The organism is Paenibacillus sp. NPDC055715 (assembly GCF_053617595.1).
On sequence record NZ_JBSHGA010000017.1, the window covers coordinates 19742 to 40615 of the forward strand.

The window sequence follows — 20874 nt, forward strand, 5'->3', positions numbered from 1 at the left end:
CATAATCATATTCAGTGATCAGGTTGAGTCAACGGTCGTTATACATTATTCAGGTTAGGTGATGGTTTATTTGCTGAAATTTGTTGCTTTTTTGAAGCCTTATAAAAAGGAAAGTATTCTTGGGCCTCTGTTTAAACTGATTGAGGCGGTTTTCGAATTGTTGCTGCCTACCATGGTAGCACTAATGATCAATCATGGCGTTGGCGAAGGAGATACCCATTATGTTTGGCAGATGGGTCTTTTGATGCTGCTTATGACCGTGCTGGGCTTTGGCAGTTCAATGGTGTGCCAGTTCTACGCAGCCCGGGCCTCACAGGGATTCGGAACCACGTTACGCAATACGATGTTTAAGCACATTTCATCGTTCTCTTATGCCGATCTGGATAAGTTTGGTACGCCCTCACTCATTAATCGGATCACGAACGATGTGAATCAGCTCCAGACGGCTGTGGCGATGCTGATTCGTCTGGTCATTCGCGCTCCTTTTATTTGTATTGGGGCTATTATCATGTCGATGATCTTGGACTTCCGCCTTGCTTTGGTGCTGTTGGCAGCTACGCCGATTCTGGCTTTGATCCTGTATCTGGTGATCACGAAGGCTTCGCCGCTGTACCGCCAGTATCAGAAAAGGCTGGACAACATCGCTCTTGTACTAAGCGAAAATCTTACAGGGGTAAGGGTCATACGGGCCTTTGCCAAAAGAGGAACCGAACGAGTCAAGTTCAATACGGCTTCGGATGACCTGACCCAAACTGCCATCCGTGTTGGGCGCATTTCCGCTTTGCTCAGCCCGGTCACACTGCTGGTGGTCAACGGAGCCACTATTGCGATCCTGTGGGTCGGCGGCATTCATATTCAATATGGATCTCTTACGCAAGGGGAGATTATTGCTTTTATTAATTATATCACGCAGATCTTGCTGGCTCTGATCGTGGTGACCAACTTAATCATTCTGTTCACCAAGGCCGCAACCTCGGCAGCACGGATTCAGGAGGTTCTGGACACACAAGCTTCGATTTCCGATGTGACTACGACTACTGATCGGTCTGAATCAAATGAACAGGACACCGTACCGACCATTGCTTTTGATCACGTCTCCTTTGGATACAACCAAACGGGACAATTGGCGCTTAGCGATGTTACCGTAGACATCAACCCTGGTGAAACGGTCGGCATCATCGGAGGGACGGGTTCGGGGAAATCTACATTTGTAAATCTCATTCCCCGGTTCTATGATGCGGTGGAGGGGCGTGTTCAGGTCGATGGCATCGACGTTCGCCAATATAAGCTTGAGCCATTGCGGCAAAAAATTGGGATTGTTCCACAGAAGGCGCTGCTGTTCACCGGCACCATAGCGGATAATATTCGTTGGGGTCATGAACACGCCACCGATGAGGAAGTCGCTCGGGCCGCAGCCATTGCGCAAGCCGATGAGTTCATTGCCAATCTGCCCGAAAAATACGATGCTCCGATTGCCCGAGGGGGCCTTAATCTGTCGGGAGGCCAAAAGCAACGTCTCACTATTGCCAGAGCTATTGTTGGGAATCCGCAAATCCTCATTTTGGATGATTCCTCAAGTGCACTTGATCTCGCAACCGATGCCGCCTTGCGTACATCGCTACGGGAAAATAGCGGCAGCATGACCGTCCTGCTTGTCTCGCAACGGGTGAGCAGCGTACAGCATGCTGATAAAATTATTGTGTTTGATGAAGGGCGGATTGTCGGTGTCGGCACACACGAACAGTTGATGAGCAGCTCAGATGTATATCAGGAAATTAATCATTCCCAGCTCTCAACGCAGGAGGTAGACCAATGAGCGGCAAGGAAACCTGGAGAAGATTGCTAACCCATGTGGGTCAATATAAAACAACCGCGTTTTGGGTCATCGTCAGTGCGATTCTCAGCGTGCTTTCCAATCTGATCGGTCCCTATATGATCGGTCAGGCCATCGACCATATGGTGGTTAAAGGTGCAGTCGATTTTAGGGGGATCGCGCAGATTCTAGCCGGATTAGGCATGGTGTACGCCGTAGGCAGCTTGTGTAGCTGGCTGCTCACCTATTGGACGAACCGTATTGCTTTTCAGACGGTCAATGATATGCGACGGGAGTTATTTGATCATTTTAATATCCTCCCGTTAAGCTTCCACGACAATCACCCGCAAGGTGACAGCATCAGCCGTTTTGTGAACGATATGGATGCTGTGTCGGATGGACTGTTGCAAGGTTTCTCTACCTTGACTACCGGGATGATTACGATTATAGGCTCGATTGTACTCATGCTGTATATCAGTCCGATGATGGCATTGGTCGTACTGGTGTCAGCCCCGGTTACGTATGGCGTGGCATGGTTTATTACCACACGATCCCAACGCATGTTCCGCGAACAGGCCCAAATTTTAGGAAGTCTGAATGGTTATGTAGAGGAAATGATCGGCGGACAGCGGATAGTAACAGCCTTTCACTATGAAAACCGCTCGTTCGAGGAATTTGCCGCCAAAAACGAACAGTTGTATCAAGCCGGGGTTAAATCACAGTTTTACGGATCATTGTCCAATCCCTCCACGCGGCTGGTGAACAACATGACTTTCTCGGTCACGGCGATGATCGGCTGTATCTCCATCATTCTGGGCGTCATCTCGGTAGGGGGATTGTCGAGCTTTCTGATCTATGCGAATCTGTTTGCCAAGCCTTTTAACGAAATTACGGGTGTGCTGACCCAGTTCCAGTCGGCTACAGCTTCCGCCCAGCGCATATTTGCTATTTTGGACTCGCCGCCTGAACAGCCGGAACAATCAAACACCGTACATTGGGAACGCAGCAAAGGCACGATTCTTTTTGATCATGTCAAATTCTCCTATAACCCGGAACGCACGCTCATTACGGACTTTAGTCTGGAGGTTAAACCGGGCACCCGTGTTGCGATTGTCGGGCAGACCGGAGCAGGCAAAACAACACTCGTCAACCTGCTCATGCGATTCTATGATGTAGATAGTGGGTCGATATCCATCGACGGGGTGAATATCAATGACATGAGCCGGGACAGCCTGCGGACTAACTTTGGCATGGTGCTTCAGGATACATGGCTGTTCAGCGGTACGATTCGGGACAATATCGCTTACGGAAAGCCGGAAGCGACGGAAGAAGAAGTGATCGCGGCTGCGACGGCTGCCAATGCACATAGCTTCATCAAGCGCCTGCCTCATGGCTACGATACGGTCATCAGCGGTTCAGGCGACAGCCTGTCGCAAGGTCAAAAGCAACTGCTCACCATCGCGCGGGTAATCCTCGTTGATCCACCTATGCTCATTCTAGATGAAGCGACCAGCAGCATTGACACCCTGACAGAAGCGCGTATTCAAAAGGCGTTTATGAAAATGATTGCCGGACGCACCAGCTTTGTAATCGCCCACCGACTATCGACCATCCGCGAAGCGGATCTGATTTTATACATGCAAAACGGCGATGTGGTCGAAAGCGGAACCCATGAGGGTCTGCTTGCAAGCGGGGGGCATTATGCCTCGCTCTATAACAGTCAGTTCACTACGGCCTAGCATAGCAGGTTGAGGGGATAAGAGGCTGTCTCATAAGTGGATTTTCCTACGAATGCGACAGTCCGGTTTTTTAAAAAACCGCAAAAAGACAGCAGAACAGCGATTTTCCAATAACGGGAGAATCGCTGTTCTGCGTTTTCGGTCATTTTTCCCTACACCACAGAGGTATGAATTGACAAAAGGCGAACTCCAGTAAATCCGTTATTGAGTTCTCTTTTTTTGGACTTTTCAATCATCCATATGTCTATTTCTTTTTCAAAAAATTTTCATATATTACTATCATACCTTTAAAGAATGGAGTGATAACAATGGGTTTTTATGTTCGAAACAGTACGCCTAACCCCATATTCGTTGCTGTCGGGTACTATGATTCTGGTTGTAGCCCTATCACCTATGTTAAGAAGGGTTGGTACCGTATAGCCCCTGGTAGGCGTTCACTTCTTGTGACTGGATCAGCCGCAAACCAATCGTTTTATATCTATGGATATGACAGTTTTGGTAATTCGTGGGATGGTAATTTCTACACCTATGTTCCTACAACGGCTTTCACAATGTGCTGGATAGAAAGATGCCAGGGCTGTAGAAGTGTAGGGTTCGATGAGATCAATGTTGGCAATTCCGAAAACTACACATTAGAGCTTGTAGATAGTACCCAAGGTACATCTAAGTCAAGACGTACTCTAGTGTCGAAAAAAAGAACACCAAAATTTAAAAGTAAGCTGGGCTTTTTTAAGTCACCTGGCAAATTAGGTAAGTGGGGTAAGAATATAAAACCATTATATGGGAGAAGGAAGTAGAGTTTTATGACAGCTCTATACGGACGGCGCGATACTTTACGCCATTCGGAAAAGTGAACAACCGCGAGAGCTGCCGATGACGTCCGCGCCAGAACTATTCCATTATGATACAACATTAGCGTGAGGCAAGTCCTCTGTTTCGCTTACACAGAAGGCCGCTTGATTCTTCTCCGGAATCGGCGGCCTTCGCTTTTCAGAACCCAAAAAAGCCCCCCAGCCTAGGACGGCACGCCTGTTGAATATCCATAATAAGTGATTTAATTAATAGGATTAGAACCACGGTTGAGAAGAACATGCTGGATCTGAATCAGCCATTCCACCGGTAGTTTTTGCAGAAGAAATAGACGAGAAAATCGGGCAAAGGAAAGAATAGCATGTTTGGGCCACGTCGTTTGAGCAGGACATAGACAATGAGCGCCCAGAATAGCTGCCCATAGACCGCATTTTGTAGGTGAGCATGGTTCCGTCAAAAGATTGCAGCACGGCTTCTGCTCTATTTGCTTCTGTTTCCCGTGTTGGCCAAAATATTAATGTTCCATATTTTTTTCTCGTGGATGATTCTCTCTTGCGTTTCATTATCACTTGGTACCATGCAAATTGACCAGCTCCATATTTCGTATATAAAGCTTTGTAATTAGCAAGTAGAACAGTTGAAAATCAAGGCTTAGAAAGCCTATCTCATTTTAGGACAAAAGACGCTTATATTTACGTATAAAAGACCGGATCAGGCGCATTTCCTTACGAGCTGTTTCCCTCTGTCCCCCCGTTTCATCAAATGTACCCAACAAATAAATAGCTTCCTCAAGGGCATCCGTGAGCGTGAGCACGCACTTTTTATCGGTTGCCCAATGATTCAGGTGCTCTTGTAACTTGCTAGACCGTTTGGCATCATCTGCCCATGTTTCCTGTTCCCAAGTATATGAGAAATCGGATTCCTTCGACTCACCCAATCGGCTCAAGAGTTCGATCCGTAGCAGTTGGCTTTGCTGCATAGTCTGTTCAAATTGTTTGATTCCTCTCCCGTTTGGACCCGGTATCCATGTAGCTTCTTTTGCAGCAATATAGCCATATTCATCTACTAACTCCTGGTTGGATAAATCTTTTACTTTCTTCGCTCTCAATCTCTTAGCTCCTCTCTTACTCGTTACCTAAGTGACGGCAACAACTCTGACATTGTACACCCGCATGATTAATTTCCATCTTCTTTTTTTTATGGTTAAAATTCCAGTGTTAGCAGGTCGGTTCTCTCTATCGCCCTGCCGCCGGCTATCAAAATTGGAGAAGCACTGATCACTGCCTTTTGGCGCGGTCAGCCTGCGTGTGCCGTGATACATAGAGCTTGTTTTTCGATTAATTTATTACATTTTATGACATGAGTATGTATTTTTATATCAAATAAGTCATTTTATAGATATGGTGTTATAATCATACTCGTTATGTGATGGGGGGATCAGTTTTGCATAGAGCAGGATGGATTAGGAGATTAGATCATTTGGGAAGAATCGTGTTACCGATAGACGTCAGGAGAGAATTGGGCATTGAAAAACAAGATGGTTTAGAGTTTTCTCTACAAGAACAAGGCATCATCCTAATTGAAATCAACAAAAAACAATGTAAGTTGTGTGGCTCTAATCATAGTTTGATGCCTTATGGAGATTCCTTCGTCTGCATTCCATGTATACGCGAACTGAAAGCAGTGTGATCTGGCTACATCAGTTGGGCATTTCCGTAGGTTTTTTGGGTCTAAAGATACGATTGTACTGATTAATAAGTTCATCCAATAACATAGACTGCTCAAGAACACATGCATGTCCCAAACCGTATTGCCCAAACAGATCATGAAGCTGCTGCCGAGCATTTTCCATTTATTGGTGTAACGTTTCATCCGTATTCATCGACACCCCCTCCTAATGAATCTCATTTTAGGATGGAATGAGCAAATTCGAATCGTTATTTTTTTCAACCAAAAAAATCGTAAAACAGACAAAAAAAGATCAGCATTTTAAGTTGGTCTGGTCATACCCCAGTAGGAAGGATCGTCTTTTTTAAAGATGTTATTATTTTTTAGTCTCGTTAGGAATAAGATTGAGAACTAGCCTTAAAACTTTGTTGCTGCCCCTTATCATCCTTATAAGAAATACCGATTTGTCCTTTTCCATCATTGTACATCTGAATATCTGGAATCCAACTTACATATTCATACGCAGGTCTGATCCCTGCTTTTTCAACAATATTTTCGATACTTTGACCATCTCTAAATTGCCAAACAGCTCGTGCTACTCCATTTTTAATTTCAACAACTGTATTCCCTGAGCCTACACTTTCGCCCTCATCCGTTCAGTATGCCAAAGCCATTATGGAGGCCATTCAATCAAGGTTCAAGCCTTATCGGGATGATGAATCTACCAAGCCGACGTTCCGTATTGAGGATGTGGCAGCCTCCCTCGGTATTAGTCCCGGATACGCACAGGAGGTATTCCGTAAGGTATACGGCTATCCGCCGCGTCACTACCTATCGGAGACGAAGCTGCACGAGGCGAAAGTGCTGATCCAGCAGCCCAATCTGTCGCTGAACAAGGTGGCTTCTCTGCTTGGATACTTCAGCTTGGCTCGTTTCAGCAGACAGTTCAGGCGCTGGAGGGGCACTAGCCCGCTTAAATACCGCCAATCGTTAAAGACCATTACTGCTGAGAATTAGGGAGATCTAAACATAATGTCGTAAGCTCTTAATTATTCAAGAGCTTACGACATTATGTTTCTTATAGAGAACTACTGAGTGGGAATTTGTGAAACAGAAAATCATTAAACTTAGGTCCTGTGTAGAATTGTCCCATTTATGTATAAATTATATGATTCATTTGAATAAAATATAAAAAATATAAGGAGTGAAATAATTTAAATAAATTAATAAAATCAGCACTTATTTTGGGTTTAATGCTAAATCTATCAGCGTTGACTGCACAGGCTGCCTCAGATCAGAGCGAATTAGAAGGGAATTTCAAACACCCAGTCGAAAGTAATGTAGGAGATCAGTTGTATATTGATGGTGTTCCATATTATTCTTCTGAGGACATTAAAAAATTGGATAAAGAGCAAAAAGAAGATACCCTAACTCTAAACAGAGAGAATAATCTAGTTCAACCGATGGGCACTAATAAATGGACATTTGTGAATTCAAGTAATTATTATACAGGTAATGATTACGACAGATTTAACAATGGAAGTAATCAAAGTGTAAAAATGAATTTGGAAACGGAATCAAAAATGACTGGCGAAGTAACTGGAACTATTAAATATGGTTTTTCAGCAGTTGCAGAAGGTGAGATGAGTTTAAAGATCGGTCAGGAATACAGAAAGAAAGTTTCCATTGACGTGACCATTAAACCTTGGCATACTGCTGAACTAAAAAGCGCTGCAAGAGGTATAAAAAGAAATTATGAGTATACAAATACGGGATGGTTCGGCGATACTAAATACACAGCTTCAAGTTATGATAACGCAAGCTAATTTAAAATAAACCGATTACATAACCCTCCTCGATATGAGGAGGGTTTACCAATTACAAAAAGAGGTGACTACATATTGAGACTACGTTTTATTCTAATCATCATGTTGCTGCTGACTAATTCTATGTTTTTATTTGGATGTACAAACAATAATCAAGAAAAGGTTATAAATGAATCAAATAAAAGTAAAAACACTCAGTTGAAGTATATACAACAAGTAAGTGTACGAGAGAATAGTTATTTCATTTTCAATTCTCATGATGATAGCCCTCAAAAAATTAAAATTAGTTTCCCCTATAAAGTAGAAGGTTTAAATATTAAAAAGGCTTCTTTATTGTTAAAGAATGAAGTTGTATCAGATAATGTAAAAATTGTTCAGATCCATGAAAATGAATTGACTGTAGCTATCAATTTTATTCGTGAATTTGATGCTGTCGAAGTGGTTCTCAAGGATGGAAACACTGTACGGTTAAATTCCGGTCAATACTATTTCGAAAATTTTAAGGAAGACAGTCTAAATGAATTTGATAAAGAAATCCTTGAAATTAATAATTTCCATTTAAAATTCAAAGATGGACACTTGCTGACAGATATCATACTTCCTCAAGATAGGAACTCCAAAATAGAATATATATTCCCATCCCAAATTAGAAAGTATGCATCTAATATAAAGTTTTCTCATCAAAAGATAGACGATAACTCCGTTAAGTATACATTAGAGGCTGATATTTCCAGAGACATCCTTTCAAAAAACAATGTAAATTCAATCATTTTTGATATTGGAATGATTCAAAATTACAAAAACAAAAAATGGTTCCTAATAAAAGGAAAGGTGCCTATGGAAGCGACTGATTTTAAAAAATAAAAAAATACATCCCTTCTCCAAAAAACAAAAAAAGGGCGCGGTCTGAAAGTGGACTGTAACCCTATTTGTGGACACATAAAAGAAAAGAGCTAGATTATGCTGTTAGTAGATGGTTCCTGTATTCATCAGGAGTCATCTTTTTTATATGGATCAGGTCGAAAGAAATACCAATCAATATCGCTACCATTCTTTTTCTATCACCGAGAGTCTTCACCTACATAATTGCCTGACTAGACTGTTTAAAGCGTAAAAACAGGACTCCTTTCGAGTCCTGCCCAGTCCCTTTGACTCTTTGATACTCCTCTTCAATAATTCTAGTGAGTAGGTGAGTGGCGGTGATTGCCAGCTTTGTTGTCCTCATCCAATGCAATGGACAAGGCGCTATCTTGCACATGCAATTCACAATCAAAGTTATTGCCAAATAAATTAATATTGTATTTCACACTTACACTCCTTTGCACTAATTTATTACATTTTATGACATGAGTATGTATTTTTATATCAAATAAGTCATTTTATAGATATGGTGTTATAATCATACTCGTTATGTGATGGGAGGATCAGTTTTGCATAGAGCAGGATGGATTAGGAGATTAGATCATTTGGGAAGAATCGTGTTACCGATAGACGTCAGGAGAGAATTGGGCATTGAAAAACAAGATGGTTTAGAGTTTTCTCTACAAGAACAAGGCATCATCCTAATTGAAATCAACAAAAAACAATGTAAGTTGTGTGGCTCTAATCATAGTTTGATGCCTTATGGAGATTCCTTCGTCTGTATTCCATGTATACGCGAACTGAAAGCAGTGTGATCTGGCTACATCAGTTGGGCATTTCCGTAGGTTTTTTGGTCTGGAACATACGGTTGTACTGATTAATAAGTTCATCCAATAACATAGACTGCTCAAGAACACACGCATGTCCCAAACCGTATTGTTCAAATAGATCATGAAGCTGCTGCCGAGCATTTTCCATTTGTTGTTGTAACGTTTCATCCGTATTCATCGACATTCCCTCCTAATGAATCTCATTTTAGGAGGGATTGAGCAAATTCGAATCGTTATTTTTTTCAACCAAAAAAATCTGTAAACAGACAAAAAAAGACCAGCATTTTAAGCTGGTCAATGGTAGATAAGTTGCAACCTGGATCAAAATCCACCAAGGTGATCCTGAAGTTGGACTGTGCCATGAAATTGATGATTAGCTTGGGCTGGTAGTGCAAATACCAGTAAGAAGCTAGTTACCGTCAAGAACAAAGCCATCTTTTTGATCATTTTTTTCCCACACCTCCTGAGACGTTTTTTCGTACCAAGACATTGTTTCAGGAGCAGCATGCACTCTGAAACGGCCAAACAAACCTGAACAATTGGAAATGAGTAGTGCATGGTTTATTGTAACAGCTTTTTCAAAAGCGGTTACTAAACATTTGAAACCATATGGATATCTCCCTTTAATTAGGCTGTACTTAGCCATCTTATACCAAAACCGTACGTACTGTTCCGGTAAAACCTGCTGTGTATACAGGTCAGCAGACGATGGTTCCTGATAGGCTGCAATTTGAGGCTCAAAGCGCTGGAGAATATGATCCACATCCATATCGTACCGATTAGCAGCTTCGATGACGTTCAAGAGTTCGGCAAAAATTTGTTGCTCACCCACCATATACTCTACGTAATCTGGCAGCACGCTAACATCTCCAGACATCAGCCTATTCACGTACGTATTAATTTTCGCCCAACGTTGAAACAAGCCGAGCCAATGGAGTGTATCTGAATCCTGCTCCTTTACCCAGCTTAAATCAGTATAAGCACGAATATGCTCTAAACCTTGTGCATAATTTCCTTTTGCATCACATGCATTTGCACACAGCAGATCAGCGTAGGCTATGTATGCAAACAGGGGTCCATCACTCGGTTTCTTTCGTAGCCCTTGTTCCTTACGTCCAGAGTTGTAAACCATGTCATATTGTATTTTCCCTAGCCGTCCCATTTCCTTAGCAAACGTATATGTCTTGTCCCAATAGCCCATTGATCTGTATACGTTCGCTAAGTCTTTCAAAGCATCCAGTTGATCGATTTCGTTCAACCGGTTGACAAACGATTCAAATCTGACCGCTGCTTCAAGATTAACAGCTTGATCTTGTCCAATATTTATCGTGAACAAGCGATACTGGCACACGGCAAGTCGTTCTGAATGCTGGTGCTTCTCACTCTCAGCCACTTTTGTATACAGAAAAGCAGCGGATTCATTGTACCCGTCTTTGAAAGCATTTTCGGCTACTTTAAAGAGTAAAGGTGGGTAGGTCACATAGTCTAGCAAAAGATAGACCACTCTCTTCAAACAATCCAGCCGACGAAGCTCCACACATCGGTACAAGAACGGCCTAATTTTTCGCCAGTTCAGCGGTTCATCTATAATATACTCTTCAAAATAGCGCTCATAAAAGTGATCCGGTGGTAAGCTCATTCCTAGCGTAATCAGATCCAATTGATTCACGGAAATGGACTTATTCCCCGTCACAATACCACTGACGGTGCCCGGATTCAATCCTGAGATATGTCCAAACGCGGTCTTGCTCAACCCTTTTTGTTGCAGGTATTTTTCCAATTCTGCTCTTATCGTAGGTGTGTTTTCCACGGTAAACCACCCTTTCAGCGTGAACTGTAATATGATGCTCATCTGAACAAACCCTATAGTTGGAAAACCTATAATATAATGATTTATTTGCCTATCCATAATACTACCATCTTTTGGAACAATAAAGAATAGCTATATTTTATTGCTTTTTATCTTTATTATAGGATATTTTTTACATGAAATTTTTGCAGATACAGAGAAGGGAACGATCATTCTCAAAAAATACAATTTCAGGAGGGGTTATCATTTGAAAAATACAGGTATGCTACGCCGATTGGACTCATTAAACCGTATCGTTATTCCCAAGGAAATCCGTGCAACTATGAACTTGGATATGGATGATCCAGTGGAATTTTTTGCCGATTATGAAACAGGCTTTTTGGGTATGCAAAAATTTGTTGGGGCTTCCTGTAAGCTGTGTAGCTCAACTGAAAATCTAACGTATTTCAGGGGTTCTCTTTTATGTAAAAGCTGTACGGTCGAATTGAAGGAGAACATAGGCGTTAGTCCAATACCGGTACCTGTTGTTAAGGAACATACGCATAGAAAAAAGAGAACATATCAGTCATCACAAAAATTGATCGAAAGCCTAAAAGAACTTGCGCACAGATATCCTAATGCAACACAGAATGAATATGCAAAATGGCTTGGGGTGTCACAAGGCCGTGTATCTCAACTAAAAAGGTTATTGTAGGGGTCTCATCAACAAATGCCTCAGCTTCAAATTCCTGCGCCCGGAGCGGTTGGTTGGTCCACTTGCTCACTTTCCTGAAAATCGCGGCGATAGAACCAACCAATCAAGACGGCAATGGTGGTCATAGCCGCAGCCAGCAGGTATACCTGCACCATACCAAAGCGGTCTGCATACCAGCCCAGGAACAGTAAAGACAGGCCAAAAGCGAGATTCGTAAGCACATCAATACTCGCCATCACTTTGGGAAGCTGAGCTGCCGGGGCGCTCGTTTGCAGCAAGGTGCGGCGAATAATACCAGCCATTTGGACGGGTAAACCGGATACAGCAAAAAGAACAAGCGCAGCGACCGGGATCGTATTGAGCGCAAACACCACCGTAATCAGCACATACACAAGCAACGCTCCGAGCATGTACAGAAAGCTGTTCTTTTGCAGCCGCTTGACCAAGCCCACGACGAGCAGCCCGCCCAGAATCATACCGGAGAAAAAGGAAGCATTCATAAAGCCCCACCAGCTTGCATCCTGATGCAGTACCTGAGTAACATATGCCAAAATAAATACACCCAGCCAGGAGATTCCTCCAATGCTGTCCACACTGTCCACGATCATCAGAGACCGAATACGGCGGTTATGCCAAATGATTTGCCAACCTTCCCCAAGCTCCTTCCAGTGAGAGCCTTTTTCTTTTGCTGTTGCTGTTTCTGCCCGATGGGTCGAGGATTCTGAAGATTCGGGGCTTAATTCCTTTTGATCCAGCGGGTCACGAATGAAGGATGTAACCGTTACAGTCACCAAATAACAACAGGATGCGATCACCAGCGTATTCAGGGAACCGAGCCATGCCACAATCATCCCGCTCAACGCCCAGCCTGCACATTTAACCACTTGATCACTGACCGCCATCATGCCGTTCGCACGCATTAGTCCTTCGCCGGTTGCCAATCGGGGTACAAGCGCATTGCGTGCCGGGTTGGTCCAGCCATCCAGAAATGACATGCCGAACACCATTACAATAATGAACAGAAATGACCTCTGCTCAGGCGTGATCCACAGATAGAGCAGCAGCAGTGTAAAAATGACAAACTGCCCAAATTGAGAAAACAGCAAAATCCTCGTCAGCCGGAAGCGACTGAGAACCACGGGAGCCACCAACCCACTAAGCACCTGCGCAGACAGGCGGAACAACGGAATTAAAATGGTCGTCATTAAAGAGTTGCTTGAGGTGAACACCAATACCACTACACTCAACATGTAGATGATATCCGCTACGTTGGAGATCGTCTGAGACCCCCACAGATAATAAAAAGAGCGTCTGATCACAAAGGTTCCCTCCTCTTTCGCACATCATATTTATGGGTTTACATAACCAAACCTTCCCTAGTTGATATTTCAATTCTGTCTAATGTTTGGTTTTTATGTATATTCTACATAATCCTTAAATTTCCTTCTTTTATTTTAAAAGGAAATCTCTTGCCCCGTATGCTCTCACACTCGTTTATCCCTTTTTTTTAAACCAAAAAAGCGCCTGTAGCGCTCTTTTTCACCCGAAAACAGGCCACAAAGATGCCATCTTCCTTCAACGCTGGAATATTCGATCACCTTACCGTCGATTTCAACCTTCTTTCTCATCAAAGTATGTGTCCGACAATCCTTTTATCGTCCAGGTCGCGCCCTTGCTTTTCTGGTCGTGGCAATATAAACAGCGACTTCATTGTATCTATAACACGAATCTATAACACATTAACGCCGAGTTTGCTATATTTATTGTAACCAAACACACTGCGCTATCACACTTTTTTGCAGTATAAGCGATACATAAATAGCCTGCAAAAGCCTTTTTCAGACTCGATCTCGTATAAAATGTACACGTACGCGCACTTGATGAATAGACGCTTTCGGATTGACAATACTGAGAACATGAACCAAGGAAGGAGGTGGCATGATGGCCGGTACAACTGGACAATCCCCCAAGCGCAAATCGCTCTGGCTTCGATGGTTTCAGGGACTGCTGTCACTCACCATTCTGACGGTCATCGCCGCCTGCGTTCTGCTCGCCTATTTATATACCACCAGTCTCCCGCTCGCGGATACGGACCGAAATTCGCGGCTGCTCGATAGCCAGGGCCAAGTCATTGCCACCTTCTCTTCCGGAGGCAAGGAATCCATTCCTGTCCAGCTGGAGCACATTTCACCCGATCTGATTGCGGCTACGCTGGCTGTGGAAGACCGGAAGTTTTATGATCATTTCGGCTTTGATTTCAAAGGTCTGGGCCGGGCGATTCTCGTCAATGTGACCCATTGGGACATGTCGCAAGGGGCCAGCACGCTGACACAACAGCTTGCACGTAATTTGTATCTATCCCATGAAAAAACATGGACACGCAAGGCCAAGGAAGCCATCTACACGGCACAGTTGGAAATGAAGTACACCAAGGACGAGCTGCTGCAAATGTATTTGAATGAAATTTACTATGGTCACGGTGCCTACGGCATTGAAGCGGCTTCCCAGATGTATTTTGGCAAACCCGCAAAAGATTTGGATCTGGCTGAAAGCGCCCTGCTGGCAGGTATTCCAAAAGGACCGACCTACTATTCGCCGTATAGTCATATGAAAAACGCGAAGGATCGGCAAAAGGTTGTACTGGACTCCATGGCACTCACAGGCAAAATCACTCAGGCTGAAGCCACCAAGGCCTACGGGGAAATGCTTGCCCTGCGGCCCGAGAGCCAGCGCCGGACAGTTGAAGCCGCCCCCTGGTTCCGTGACTACGTTCGCCAGCTCGTGATTCAACAGCTTGGGATTAGCGAGGGCGTGCTGGAGCATGGCGGTCTGAGCATTTATACCACGCTGGACATGCACATGCAGCAGGCAGCCGTGGCGGCAGTAAGCGAAGGCATGAAGAGCAGTAACGGTCTGGAGACGGCACTGATCTCCATCGACCCGCGTAGCGGACAGGTCAAGGCGATGGTCGGCGGAGCCAACTATGTCGCCAACCAGTACAACCACGCGCTCGCCACAACCCGGCAGCCCGGATCGTCCTTCAAGCCGATTATGTATCTGAGCGCACTGGATTCCGGCGAATTGACGAGTACGTCCAAGTTCGAAAGCCGACCGACGTTGTTTCACTACGACAACAACCGCAAAACCTATAAGCCCAAAAATTTTGGAGATAAATATTTGGGTGAAATTGATCTGCGACGCGCGATTGCGGCGTCCGATAATATTTATGCCGTAAGCACCATTTTGAAGGTGGGGACGGATAAGGTCATGGATCTCGCCCGCAAAATGGGCATCACAAGCGAGCTGAAGCCCGTGCCGTCACTGGCGCTGGGCGTGTCGCCCGTTAGCCCGTTCGAGATGGCCTCGGCCTTCTCGGTCATCGGCAGCGGCGGGCAAAAGGTCGCCCCGGTGGCGGTGCTGCGCATCACCGATGCGGCCGGGCGGTCGCTCTATGAAGCGCCGCAGGCCGCGCCCGAGCAGGTGGTGAAGCCCGCCTCCGCCTACGTCCTCACACGCCTCATGGAAGGCGTGTTCGAGGAAGGCGGCACCGGCAACCGGGTCGCGAAGCTGATCAAGCGCCCGGTTGCCGGCAAGAGCGGCACGACCAACACCGATGCGTGGATGGTCGGCTTCACACCCGAGCTTTCCACCGCCGTCTGGGTCGGCTACGACAAGGGCAAGGCCATCAGCACGCAGGATGCCCGGCGGGCGGCACCGATTTTTGCGCAGTATACGGAGAAAGCGCTGGAGAATGTGCCGCCCAAAATTTTTCCCATTCCTGACGGCGTCGTCAGCGCCTACATTGATCCGGCCAGCGGCAAGCTGGCTGCGCCGGACAGTCCCGACAAGCGGCTGGAAGTGTTCGTAAGCGGGACAGAACCGAAGGAAACACTGTCGGGGCAGGGCAAACCGCCGGAAGTCACGCCAAATGGCCAAGCGGAGCGGCAGGCAGAGAAGAAGTCATGGTGGGGCAATTTCAAGCGATGGTGGATAGAATGACCACAAAAAAAGACTGAAGGAATGCTATCAGCGCTCCTTCAGTCTTTTTGCTTCCTTTTTTACATCTACCTAGTTAGTTCTCTTACAGCTTTCACCTGCATTCATCCGGTTAAACCTGCGTTTCTGCCGATATCGTGCTTACCAATAGCAGCTAAACGACTCAATGCGGTTGGTGTCTATCCCAAAATATGTCCAAAAACGTCCGTTCCACCGAAATCCCGCCACTGATGTTCTACCTACAAAGACCGGATACATCCAGAAGCGCTCTCCATTCGTCAGCCATATAAACGTGTTGCGGAACAAACAGCCGGAAATGGCTAAGGGATCAATAGCATAGGCCGACACCAGCGGCTTCGGTGGTGTAAATTGCGGGGGTGGGGCAGTCGGCGCCTGAACGCCTTGTGGCCCCCCTTGCGGTCCCAACGGACCTTGGGTTCCCGGCCCCTGAGGGCCAAAGGGTCCTTGCGGACCGAATGATCCCGGCGGCGGCGAAAACGACCCTGGCCCTGTTGGCGGGCCAAAAGGTCCCTGTGGTGACAAAGGGTTTGGCGATGGGAACGCCCCCTGTGTTGTACCAGGAAATTGTGGAATCGAAGGACCTGACGGCGTGAATGAACCTGGAGTCCCTGGTTGCGTTCCGAAAGGGACTTGTGGCAGTAAAGACATGTGTTTCACTCCTTGTGTTCTAGGCTGATGTATCCTATGCGGGACATCAGCCCGTGGACTGGGCGAATACCCATACCACCGCCATTCCTTTTGCCTTCATCTATAATAGTCTTATTTGGACGTATATCATCTGCAATCGAAGGATTAAGATTCGGATAGAGACGAGCGTTTTTACTCAAAAGCCATTATCAAAAGCCAGTCCGGTAATGGATACTTCACTATGACTCTGAATTAGCTGTGGCATATGATCAATTTATCACCAACGTTTGACCTTAGTAGGTATTGACTGTATGTCTAGTTACATTTACAATTAACGCTGAGTTGCCATACTCAGCGTCAAAATGCAAAAGCCTTCCTTTAACGGGGGGCTTTTGTAATACATAGGGATCGGCTTAACAACGGCCTGACGTGTGACTTTATCTGCCGCCAAGCCTGATGGATTGGTTACGTTGTAATGAACGATATACGTACCTCCTATAGACGAACCAATCGCAAGCAGCGGATTTCCGTTTATCAAGAGGATGGAACCGTGTTACATGCTGTATTCGCTCTAAAAGGTCAAACCTTCATGGCTATCTTACATGAAAAAGAAATAGACCGCCCCGATGTGATCCATACTTTCAACAAATTCGCGATTCCGTTCCAGACAAATTACAGCATGTTATATTGAATAAAAATCATACGGGTCCAATTAAAATAATATTCCATCTTTTTTTGATGATAATATCAAATTTTATATTTGTTAGTAGAAGGATGTGTAAAATTGTCTAATAAATCAAGCAATAACAGCAATATTCAAAAAAAATTCAGTGCAGATTGTGAAACATGTTTTGGTTTATGTTGTGTAGCTTTACCTTATGCAAAATCAGCTGATTTTGCTTTTAACAAGGCTGGAGGGACTCCTTGTCAAAACTTGCAAGCGGATTATCGTTGTGGGATTCATAAGAATCTAAGAAATAACGGCTTACGAGGCTGTACTGTATATGATTGCTTTGGGGCAGGTCAAAAGATTTCTCAAGTGATGTACAACGGAAAAAGTTGGCGAGACAACCCAGCAATAGCTGAGGAAATATTCAATGTATTTCCCATCATGCAACAGCTTTACGAAATGCTTTATTACTTAAATGAAGCCCTGAGCTTAGAAGAAGCTCAACCCATCTATGCAGACTTACAAAAAGCTATGGCGAAAACCGAGCAACTTACGGATCAAACTCCAAAATCCCTCATAAATCTTCATGTACCAACCCATAGGGCACTTGTTAATGATTTACTCCTACAAACAAGTGAGTTAGTGCGTGAAAAAGTTAAGAAAAACATGGAACACAGTAAATATAGTGAAAAAATTAGGGGTAGAGACCTTATGGGTGCAAATTTAAGAGGCGCTAATCTTAGAGGTGCCAACTTGAGAGGCGTTTTACTAATTGCTGCTGACCTCCGAGAAGCTGATATGAGAATGACCGACCTGATCGGTGCAGATTTCAGAGACGCTGATTTAAGTGGAGCTAATCTCGAAGGAAGTATTTTTCTTACACAAGCACAATTAAATTCGGCTAAAGGCAATTGTAAAACCAAATTACCCCCTTCTCTAAGCATTCCAGACCATTGGTTACATTAGATTTTATACAAAAGGCAATAGACCGCTACCTATGATAGTGGTCTATTGTTGAACCTAACTCCCGACTGTTCCTGATCCTAACGCATCACCTTGATTAGAGCACACACTTCCTCTTCACCGTACCCTGCATCCAAAGCCTTTTTAAAGAGACCTTGGGCAAATACGGGGAATTCATTATTCATCCCTGCTTCACGAGCCTGTTCCATGAGAAGATCCACGGTAACCATACTCATATTCACAGAACTCTGTGGCTTATCGTAAGCTCCGCTCTGAATTAACTCACTCTCATACTTTATTACCCCGCCAATAACGGGAGATATCTGGGCAATCATGGCCCCAAAGGTATCCACACGAAGATCATCTGATTCAAGAATACGTGCAGCGTGGAAAAAACCGAGATACGAACCAAATAGATACGAAAGAAATGCTAAGTCAGTCGTAGAAGCTGCGCTAACCTGCCCTCCCAAGTACAATACATTTCCAGCCAAGCTTTTAAGTAGCGGCTCACACTTCTGAAATGCAGCAGGAGAACCGGATGAAAAAATCGTAGCTTCTGGCTGTCCCATCTGGGTAGGAGAAGCTACTATAGCTCCGTCTATATATTCAGCATGATGCTTTTGAGTCCACGCTTCGTAATCTCGCGCCTGCTGTGGGCTTCCAGTGCTTAACTGGATGAGAATCCGTCCTGCCATATCCACTTTCACTTCGTCCGTGTCCAGAATATCATACGAAGCTGCATAATCAGATACACAGATAATGGACACTGCGCTCGCGCTTATTGCTGCTGCTGCATTAGGGGCCAAAACCGCGCCTGCCTTCACAATCAGTTCAGCCTTCTCACTTGTCCGATTCCATACCGTAACTCTATAACCACTTTGAAGTAACGATTGAGCGATTGCAACGCCCATAGAGCCCAAACCTATTACAGATACGCTGTTCATATTATTCACATTCTCCATTCTCTTTTCTTTACGTTTCCAGATTCACTGGAATCAGATGTAGTAAATGAATGTCTTTAAAATCAATCATAGAGGCAAACGTTTGGAAAGCAGGCACAGATTTGAGCTTTTCCATCGCCGCCACTGCCATTTGCATATCAGACCAATATACAATGTCTGTCCATTGTGTTTCGTCAGAGGTATGTAGCAGTTGACGCTCTTTAAATCCCGGCAATTGGGTTTGTAGCACGCCACTCAATTCATTGGCAGCTTTACGAAAAGAGTCCTTATCCGTCCCCTCCTTTAACTTGAATAGTACTAACTCCATGACATATTGCTCATTCTTCATCTTAAAACTCTCCTCATCCTCTTCATTCAAAAAACATCCTCACACCTTATATCACAGTCATTTAATGCGAAATAAGTCTGACTCACTGTTATTCCAGATGTGTGTACCTTGACTTCGAGGTTAAGCATACGTAATAATAGTGCCAACTATTGTCACTATTATTTATTTTCTTTTAAAAGAAGGAGCAAATTATGCACAAAGCACAACGGCTCGTTCAGCTCATCATGTTAGTAAATGAACGTAAAAAATTTACCATACAGGAGTTAGCCGACGAATGTGGCGTTTCACGTCGAACCATGATTCGTGATCTGATGGAGCTAAGTGAACTCGGAGTTCCCCTATATTCACAGACAGGGCCTGGAGGTGGCTATCGTGTGCTGCGCGAGAAGGTCCTACCACCAATCAGTTTCACAGAGCATGAAACGATGGCTTTGTTTTTTGCCTGCCAATCATTACGCAATTACAAATCCCTCCCCTTCACAAACGAAGTGGACATGGCCCTGCACAAGTTTTTTCATTATCTATCTAGTGAACTTAAGCAAAAAATGGAGCAAATGCAGCAACGGCTCATCTTCTGGATACCTCCACATGACATAGAAGTGCCTTTTTTGAGAAATTTACTGGAAGGTGCGCTGGAACAACGCGTCGTTACGATTGTTTACGAAGCAGCCACGCGTCGAGAAAGGATGATCCAGCCACTCGGTATTTATACCATGAACGGATTATGGTATTGCCAGGCTTATTGTTTTCTTGCAGAGGATTATCGAGTGTTTCGCATGGACCGAGTGAAAGATTTCTCTGATGAAGGGGATCAAAGTAAGCAAATTGATATGAACGGGGATCATATTGAGCAATGGGTTATGCGCATGGATGAAAGTGATATGCTGGAATTGGAAGTAGATTTAACACCCGGAGGTATAAGACGATGTCAGTCAGACTTGTGGTTAGCACCGTCCATCGAATTGCATGAAAATGGCTCAGGCACGATTCGTACAAAAATGAGTTCATCATTTACGACATGGGCGGTACATTTTTTTCTAGGGCTTGGCATGGAAGCAAACGTAAAGCAACCCCAAGTAGTACGTGAACAAATAAAAAATAAACTCCATGACCTGCTGAACCAATATGTTTAGCCAGAGCTTACAAGTTACATATACTTACTGTCCTGTCGAATGGTATTGCTCATAAAAAAGAAAAGACCAACCAGAAACCCCGGTTAGCCTGATCCCAAACATTCTTCTGTTAGACCCTGTAAA

At 44.5% G+C, this 20874-nt stretch carries 22 protein-coding genes and 1 pseudogene; 12 read left to right on the forward strand and 11 right to left on the reverse strand.

Features of this window, described 5'->3' with window-relative positions; all coding sequences use genetic code 11:
- Positions 1 to 70: 70 nt before the first annotated feature.
- From ACWGOO_RS19985 to ACWGOO_RS19995, 3 genes are all read left to right on the forward strand, one after another.
- Positions 71 to 1816, forward strand: coding sequence for an ABC transporter ATP-binding protein (locus ACWGOO_RS19985; protein ID WP_452486272.1), 1746 nt, complete (start codon positions 71 to 73; stop codon positions 1814 to 1816).
- On the forward strand, positions 1813 to 3552 hold the full coding sequence (locus ACWGOO_RS19990; protein ID WP_452486274.1) for an ABC transporter ATP-binding protein: 1740 nt from the start codon (positions 1813 to 1815) through the stop codon (positions 3550 to 3552). Before ACWGOO_RS19985 ends, ACWGOO_RS19990 begins: the two co-directional genes overlap by 4 nt.
- Before the next feature lie 308 nt (positions 3553 to 3860).
- Entirely contained in the window at positions 3861 to 4349 is a 489-nt protein-coding gene (locus ACWGOO_RS19995; RefSeq protein WP_452486276.1) for a DUF1036 domain-containing protein, read from the forward strand.
- Between the two features lie 270 nt (positions 4350 to 4619).
- On the opposite strand, the gene ACWGOO_RS20000 is transcribed toward ACWGOO_RS19995, so the two are convergent.
- Complete coding sequence (locus ACWGOO_RS20000; RefSeq protein ID WP_452486278.1) at positions 4620 to 4925, reverse strand: hypothetical protein; 306 nt, start codon at positions 4923 to 4925, stop codon at positions 4620 to 4622.
- A 107-nt stretch (positions 4926 to 5032) separates the two neighbouring features.
- On the reverse strand, positions 5033 to 5470 hold the full coding sequence (locus ACWGOO_RS20005; RefSeq protein WP_452486280.1) for a hypothetical protein: 438 nt from the start codon (positions 5468 to 5470) through the stop codon (positions 5033 to 5035).
- Between the two features lie 320 nt (positions 5471 to 5790).
- Between ACWGOO_RS20005 and ACWGOO_RS20010 the strand changes: the two genes are divergently transcribed.
- Positions 5791 to 6051 carry an AbrB/MazE/SpoVT family DNA-binding domain-containing protein gene (locus tag ACWGOO_RS20010; RefSeq protein WP_452486281.1) on the forward strand — a complete coding sequence of 87 codons (261 nt, stop codon included), beginning with the start codon at positions 5791 to 5793 and terminating at the stop codon, positions 6049 to 6051.
- A gap of 10 nt (positions 6052 to 6061) precedes the next feature.
- Here ACWGOO_RS20010 and ACWGOO_RS20015 read toward each other — a convergent pair whose 3' ends face one another.
- A complete protein-coding gene (locus tag ACWGOO_RS20015; protein ID WP_452486283.1) occupies positions 6062 to 6214 on the reverse strand; it encodes a Spo0E family sporulation regulatory protein-aspartic acid phosphatase in 153 nt (50 codons plus the stop codon).
- A gap of 422 nt (positions 6215 to 6636) precedes the next feature.
- On the opposite strand from ACWGOO_RS20015, the pseudogene ACWGOO_RS20020 reads away from it, so the two are divergent.
- The 4 genes and pseudogenes from ACWGOO_RS20020 to ACWGOO_RS20035 all read left to right on the forward strand — a co-directional run.
- A pseudogene (locus tag ACWGOO_RS20020) lies at positions 6637 to 7047 on the forward strand (helix-turn-helix domain-containing protein); the annotation flags it as partial.
- A gap of 227 nt (positions 7048 to 7274) precedes the next feature.
- Positions 7275 to 7856, forward strand: a complete 582-nt coding sequence (locus ACWGOO_RS20025; protein ID WP_452486285.1) for a hypothetical protein — start codon at positions 7275 to 7277, stop codon at positions 7854 to 7856.
- Positions 7857 to 7958: 102 nt separating this feature from the next.
- Positions 7959 to 8720 (forward strand): hypothetical protein, encoded by a 762-nt coding sequence (locus ACWGOO_RS20030; RefSeq protein ID WP_452486287.1) that lies wholly within the window; start codon positions 7959 to 7961, stop codon positions 8718 to 8720.
- Positions 8721 to 9271: 551 nt separating this feature from the next.
- Positions 9272 to 9532, forward strand: a complete 261-nt coding sequence (locus tag ACWGOO_RS20035) for an AbrB/MazE/SpoVT family DNA-binding domain-containing protein (protein ID WP_452486281.1) — start codon at positions 9272 to 9274, stop codon at positions 9530 to 9532.
- Positions 9533 to 9542: 10 nt separating this feature from the next.
- Here ACWGOO_RS20035 and ACWGOO_RS20040 read toward each other — a convergent pair whose 3' ends face one another.
- Positions 9543 to 9725, reverse strand: a complete 183-nt coding sequence (locus ACWGOO_RS20040) for a Spo0E family sporulation regulatory protein-aspartic acid phosphatase (RefSeq protein WP_452486289.1) — start codon at positions 9723 to 9725, stop codon at positions 9543 to 9545.
- A gap of 231 nt (positions 9726 to 9956) precedes the next feature.
- Complete coding sequence (locus ACWGOO_RS20045) at positions 9957 to 11357, reverse strand: helix-turn-helix domain-containing protein (protein ID WP_452486349.1); 1401 nt, start codon at positions 11355 to 11357, stop codon at positions 9957 to 9959.
- A 247-nt stretch (positions 11358 to 11604) separates the two neighbouring features.
- Here ACWGOO_RS20045 and ACWGOO_RS20050 point away from each other — a divergent pair, with 247 nt between their 5' ends.
- Positions 11605 to 12051, forward strand: coding sequence for an AbrB/MazE/SpoVT family DNA-binding domain-containing protein (locus ACWGOO_RS20050; RefSeq protein ID WP_452486291.1), 447 nt, complete (start codon positions 11605 to 11607; stop codon positions 12049 to 12051).
- Positions 12052 to 12077: 26 nt separating this feature from the next.
- Here the strand turns inward: ACWGOO_RS20050 and ACWGOO_RS20055 are convergent, their stop codons facing one another.
- Together ACWGOO_RS20055 and ACWGOO_RS20060 are read right to left on the reverse strand one after the other, a co-directional pair.
- Positions 12078 to 13370: an MFS transporter gene (locus ACWGOO_RS20055; protein WP_452486293.1), complete on the reverse strand. Its 1293-nt coding sequence runs from the start codon at positions 13368 to 13370 to the stop codon at positions 12078 to 12080.
- A 165-nt stretch (positions 13371 to 13535) separates the two neighbouring features.
- Positions 13536 to 13679, reverse strand: coding sequence for a hypothetical protein (locus ACWGOO_RS20060; protein ID WP_452486295.1), 144 nt, complete (start codon positions 13677 to 13679; stop codon positions 13536 to 13538).
- A 313-nt stretch (positions 13680 to 13992) separates the two neighbouring features.
- Between ACWGOO_RS20060 and ACWGOO_RS20065 the strand changes: the two genes are divergently transcribed.
- Positions 13993 to 16050: a transglycosylase domain-containing protein gene (locus tag ACWGOO_RS20065; protein ID WP_452486297.1), complete on the forward strand. Its 2058-nt coding sequence runs from the start codon at positions 13993 to 13995 to the stop codon at positions 16048 to 16050.
- A gap of 138 nt (positions 16051 to 16188) precedes the next feature.
- Here ACWGOO_RS20065 and ACWGOO_RS20070 read toward each other — a convergent pair whose 3' ends face one another.
- The gene (locus ACWGOO_RS20070; protein WP_452486299.1) at positions 16189 to 16716 is read right to left on the reverse strand and encodes a transporter; all 528 of its coding nucleotides are present in this window, start codon (positions 16714 to 16716) and stop codon (positions 16189 to 16191) included.
- A gap of 310 nt (positions 16717 to 17026) precedes the next feature.
- Complete coding sequence (locus ACWGOO_RS20075) at positions 17027 to 17233, reverse strand: hypothetical protein (RefSeq protein WP_452486301.1); 207 nt, start codon at positions 17231 to 17233, stop codon at positions 17027 to 17029.
- 246 nt (positions 17234 to 17479) lie between these two features.
- On the opposite strand from ACWGOO_RS20075, the gene ACWGOO_RS20080 reads away from it, so the two are divergent.
- Positions 17480 to 18331 (forward strand): pentapeptide repeat-containing protein, encoded by an 852-nt coding sequence (locus ACWGOO_RS20080; RefSeq protein ID WP_452486303.1) that lies wholly within the window; start codon positions 17480 to 17482, stop codon positions 18329 to 18331.
- A 77-nt stretch (positions 18332 to 18408) separates the two neighbouring features.
- Here ACWGOO_RS20080 and ACWGOO_RS20085 read toward each other — a convergent pair whose 3' ends face one another.
- Together ACWGOO_RS20085 and ACWGOO_RS20090 are read right to left on the reverse strand one after the other, a co-directional pair.
- Positions 18409 to 19272 (reverse strand): NAD(P)-dependent oxidoreductase, encoded by an 864-nt coding sequence (locus ACWGOO_RS20085; protein WP_044646849.1) that lies wholly within the window; start codon positions 19270 to 19272, stop codon positions 18409 to 18411.
- 28 nt (positions 19273 to 19300) lie between these two features.
- Complete coding sequence (locus tag ACWGOO_RS20090) at positions 19301 to 19618, reverse strand: hypothetical protein (RefSeq protein WP_452486305.1); 318 nt, start codon at positions 19616 to 19618, stop codon at positions 19301 to 19303.
- A gap of 191 nt (positions 19619 to 19809) precedes the next feature.
- On the opposite strand from ACWGOO_RS20090, the gene ACWGOO_RS20095 reads away from it, so the two are divergent.
- Positions 19810 to 20751, forward strand: coding sequence for a helix-turn-helix transcriptional regulator (locus tag ACWGOO_RS20095; RefSeq protein ID WP_452486307.1), 942 nt, complete (start codon positions 19810 to 19812; stop codon positions 20749 to 20751).
- Positions 20752 to 20874: the final 123 nt, after the last annotated feature.

Bases quoted from the DNA above. Each gene is read 5' to 3' on its own strand.
- ACWGOO_RS19990 (WP_452486274.1), top strand. From the start codon at position 1,813: ATGAGCGGCAAGGAAACCTGGAGAAGATTGCTAACCCATGTGGGTCAA.
- ACWGOO_RS19995 (WP_452486276.1), top strand. From the start codon at position 3,861: ATGGGTTTTTATGTTCGAAACAGTACGCCTAACCCCATATTCGTTGCT.
- ACWGOO_RS20000 (WP_452486278.1), bottom strand. From the start codon at position 4,925: ATGAAACGCAAGAGAGAATCATCCACGAGAAAAAAATATGGAACATTA.
- ACWGOO_RS20010 (WP_452486281.1), top strand. From the start codon at position 5,791: ATGGGGGGATCAGTTTTGCATAGAGCAGGATGGATTAGGAGATTAGAT.
- ACWGOO_RS20015 (WP_452486283.1), bottom strand. From the start codon at position 6,214: ATGGAAAATGCTCGGCAGCAGCTTCATGATCTGTTTGGGCAATACGGT.
- ACWGOO_RS20030 (WP_452486287.1), top strand. From the start codon at position 7,959: ATGTTGCTGCTGACTAATTCTATGTTTTTATTTGGATGTACAAACAAT.
- ACWGOO_RS20035 (WP_452486281.1), top strand. From the start codon at position 9,272: ATGGGAGGATCAGTTTTGCATAGAGCAGGATGGATTAGGAGATTAGAT.
- ACWGOO_RS20040 (WP_452486289.1), bottom strand. From the start codon at position 9,725: ATGAATACGGATGAAACGTTACAACAACAAATGGAAAATGCTCGGCAG.
- ACWGOO_RS20060 (WP_452486295.1), bottom strand. From the start codon at position 13,679: ATGAGAAAGAAGGTTGAAATCGACGGTAAGGTGATCGAATATTCCAGC.
- ACWGOO_RS20065 (WP_452486297.1), top strand. From the start codon at position 13,993: ATGGCCGGTACAACTGGACAATCCCCCAAGCGCAAATCGCTCTGGCTT.
- ACWGOO_RS20070 (WP_452486299.1), bottom strand. From the start codon at position 16,716: ATGTCTTTACTGCCACAAGTCCCTTTCGGAACGCAACCAGGGACTCCA.
- ACWGOO_RS20085 (WP_044646849.1), bottom strand. From the start codon at position 19,272: ATGAACAGCGTATCTGTAATAGGTTTGGGCTCTATGGGCGTTGCAATC.
- ACWGOO_RS20090 (WP_452486305.1), bottom strand. From the start codon at position 19,618: ATGAAGAATGAGCAATATGTCATGGAGTTAGTACTATTCAAGTTAAAG.
- ACWGOO_RS20095 (WP_452486307.1), top strand. From the start codon at position 19,810: ATGCACAAAGCACAACGGCTCGTTCAGCTCATCATGTTAGTAAATGAA.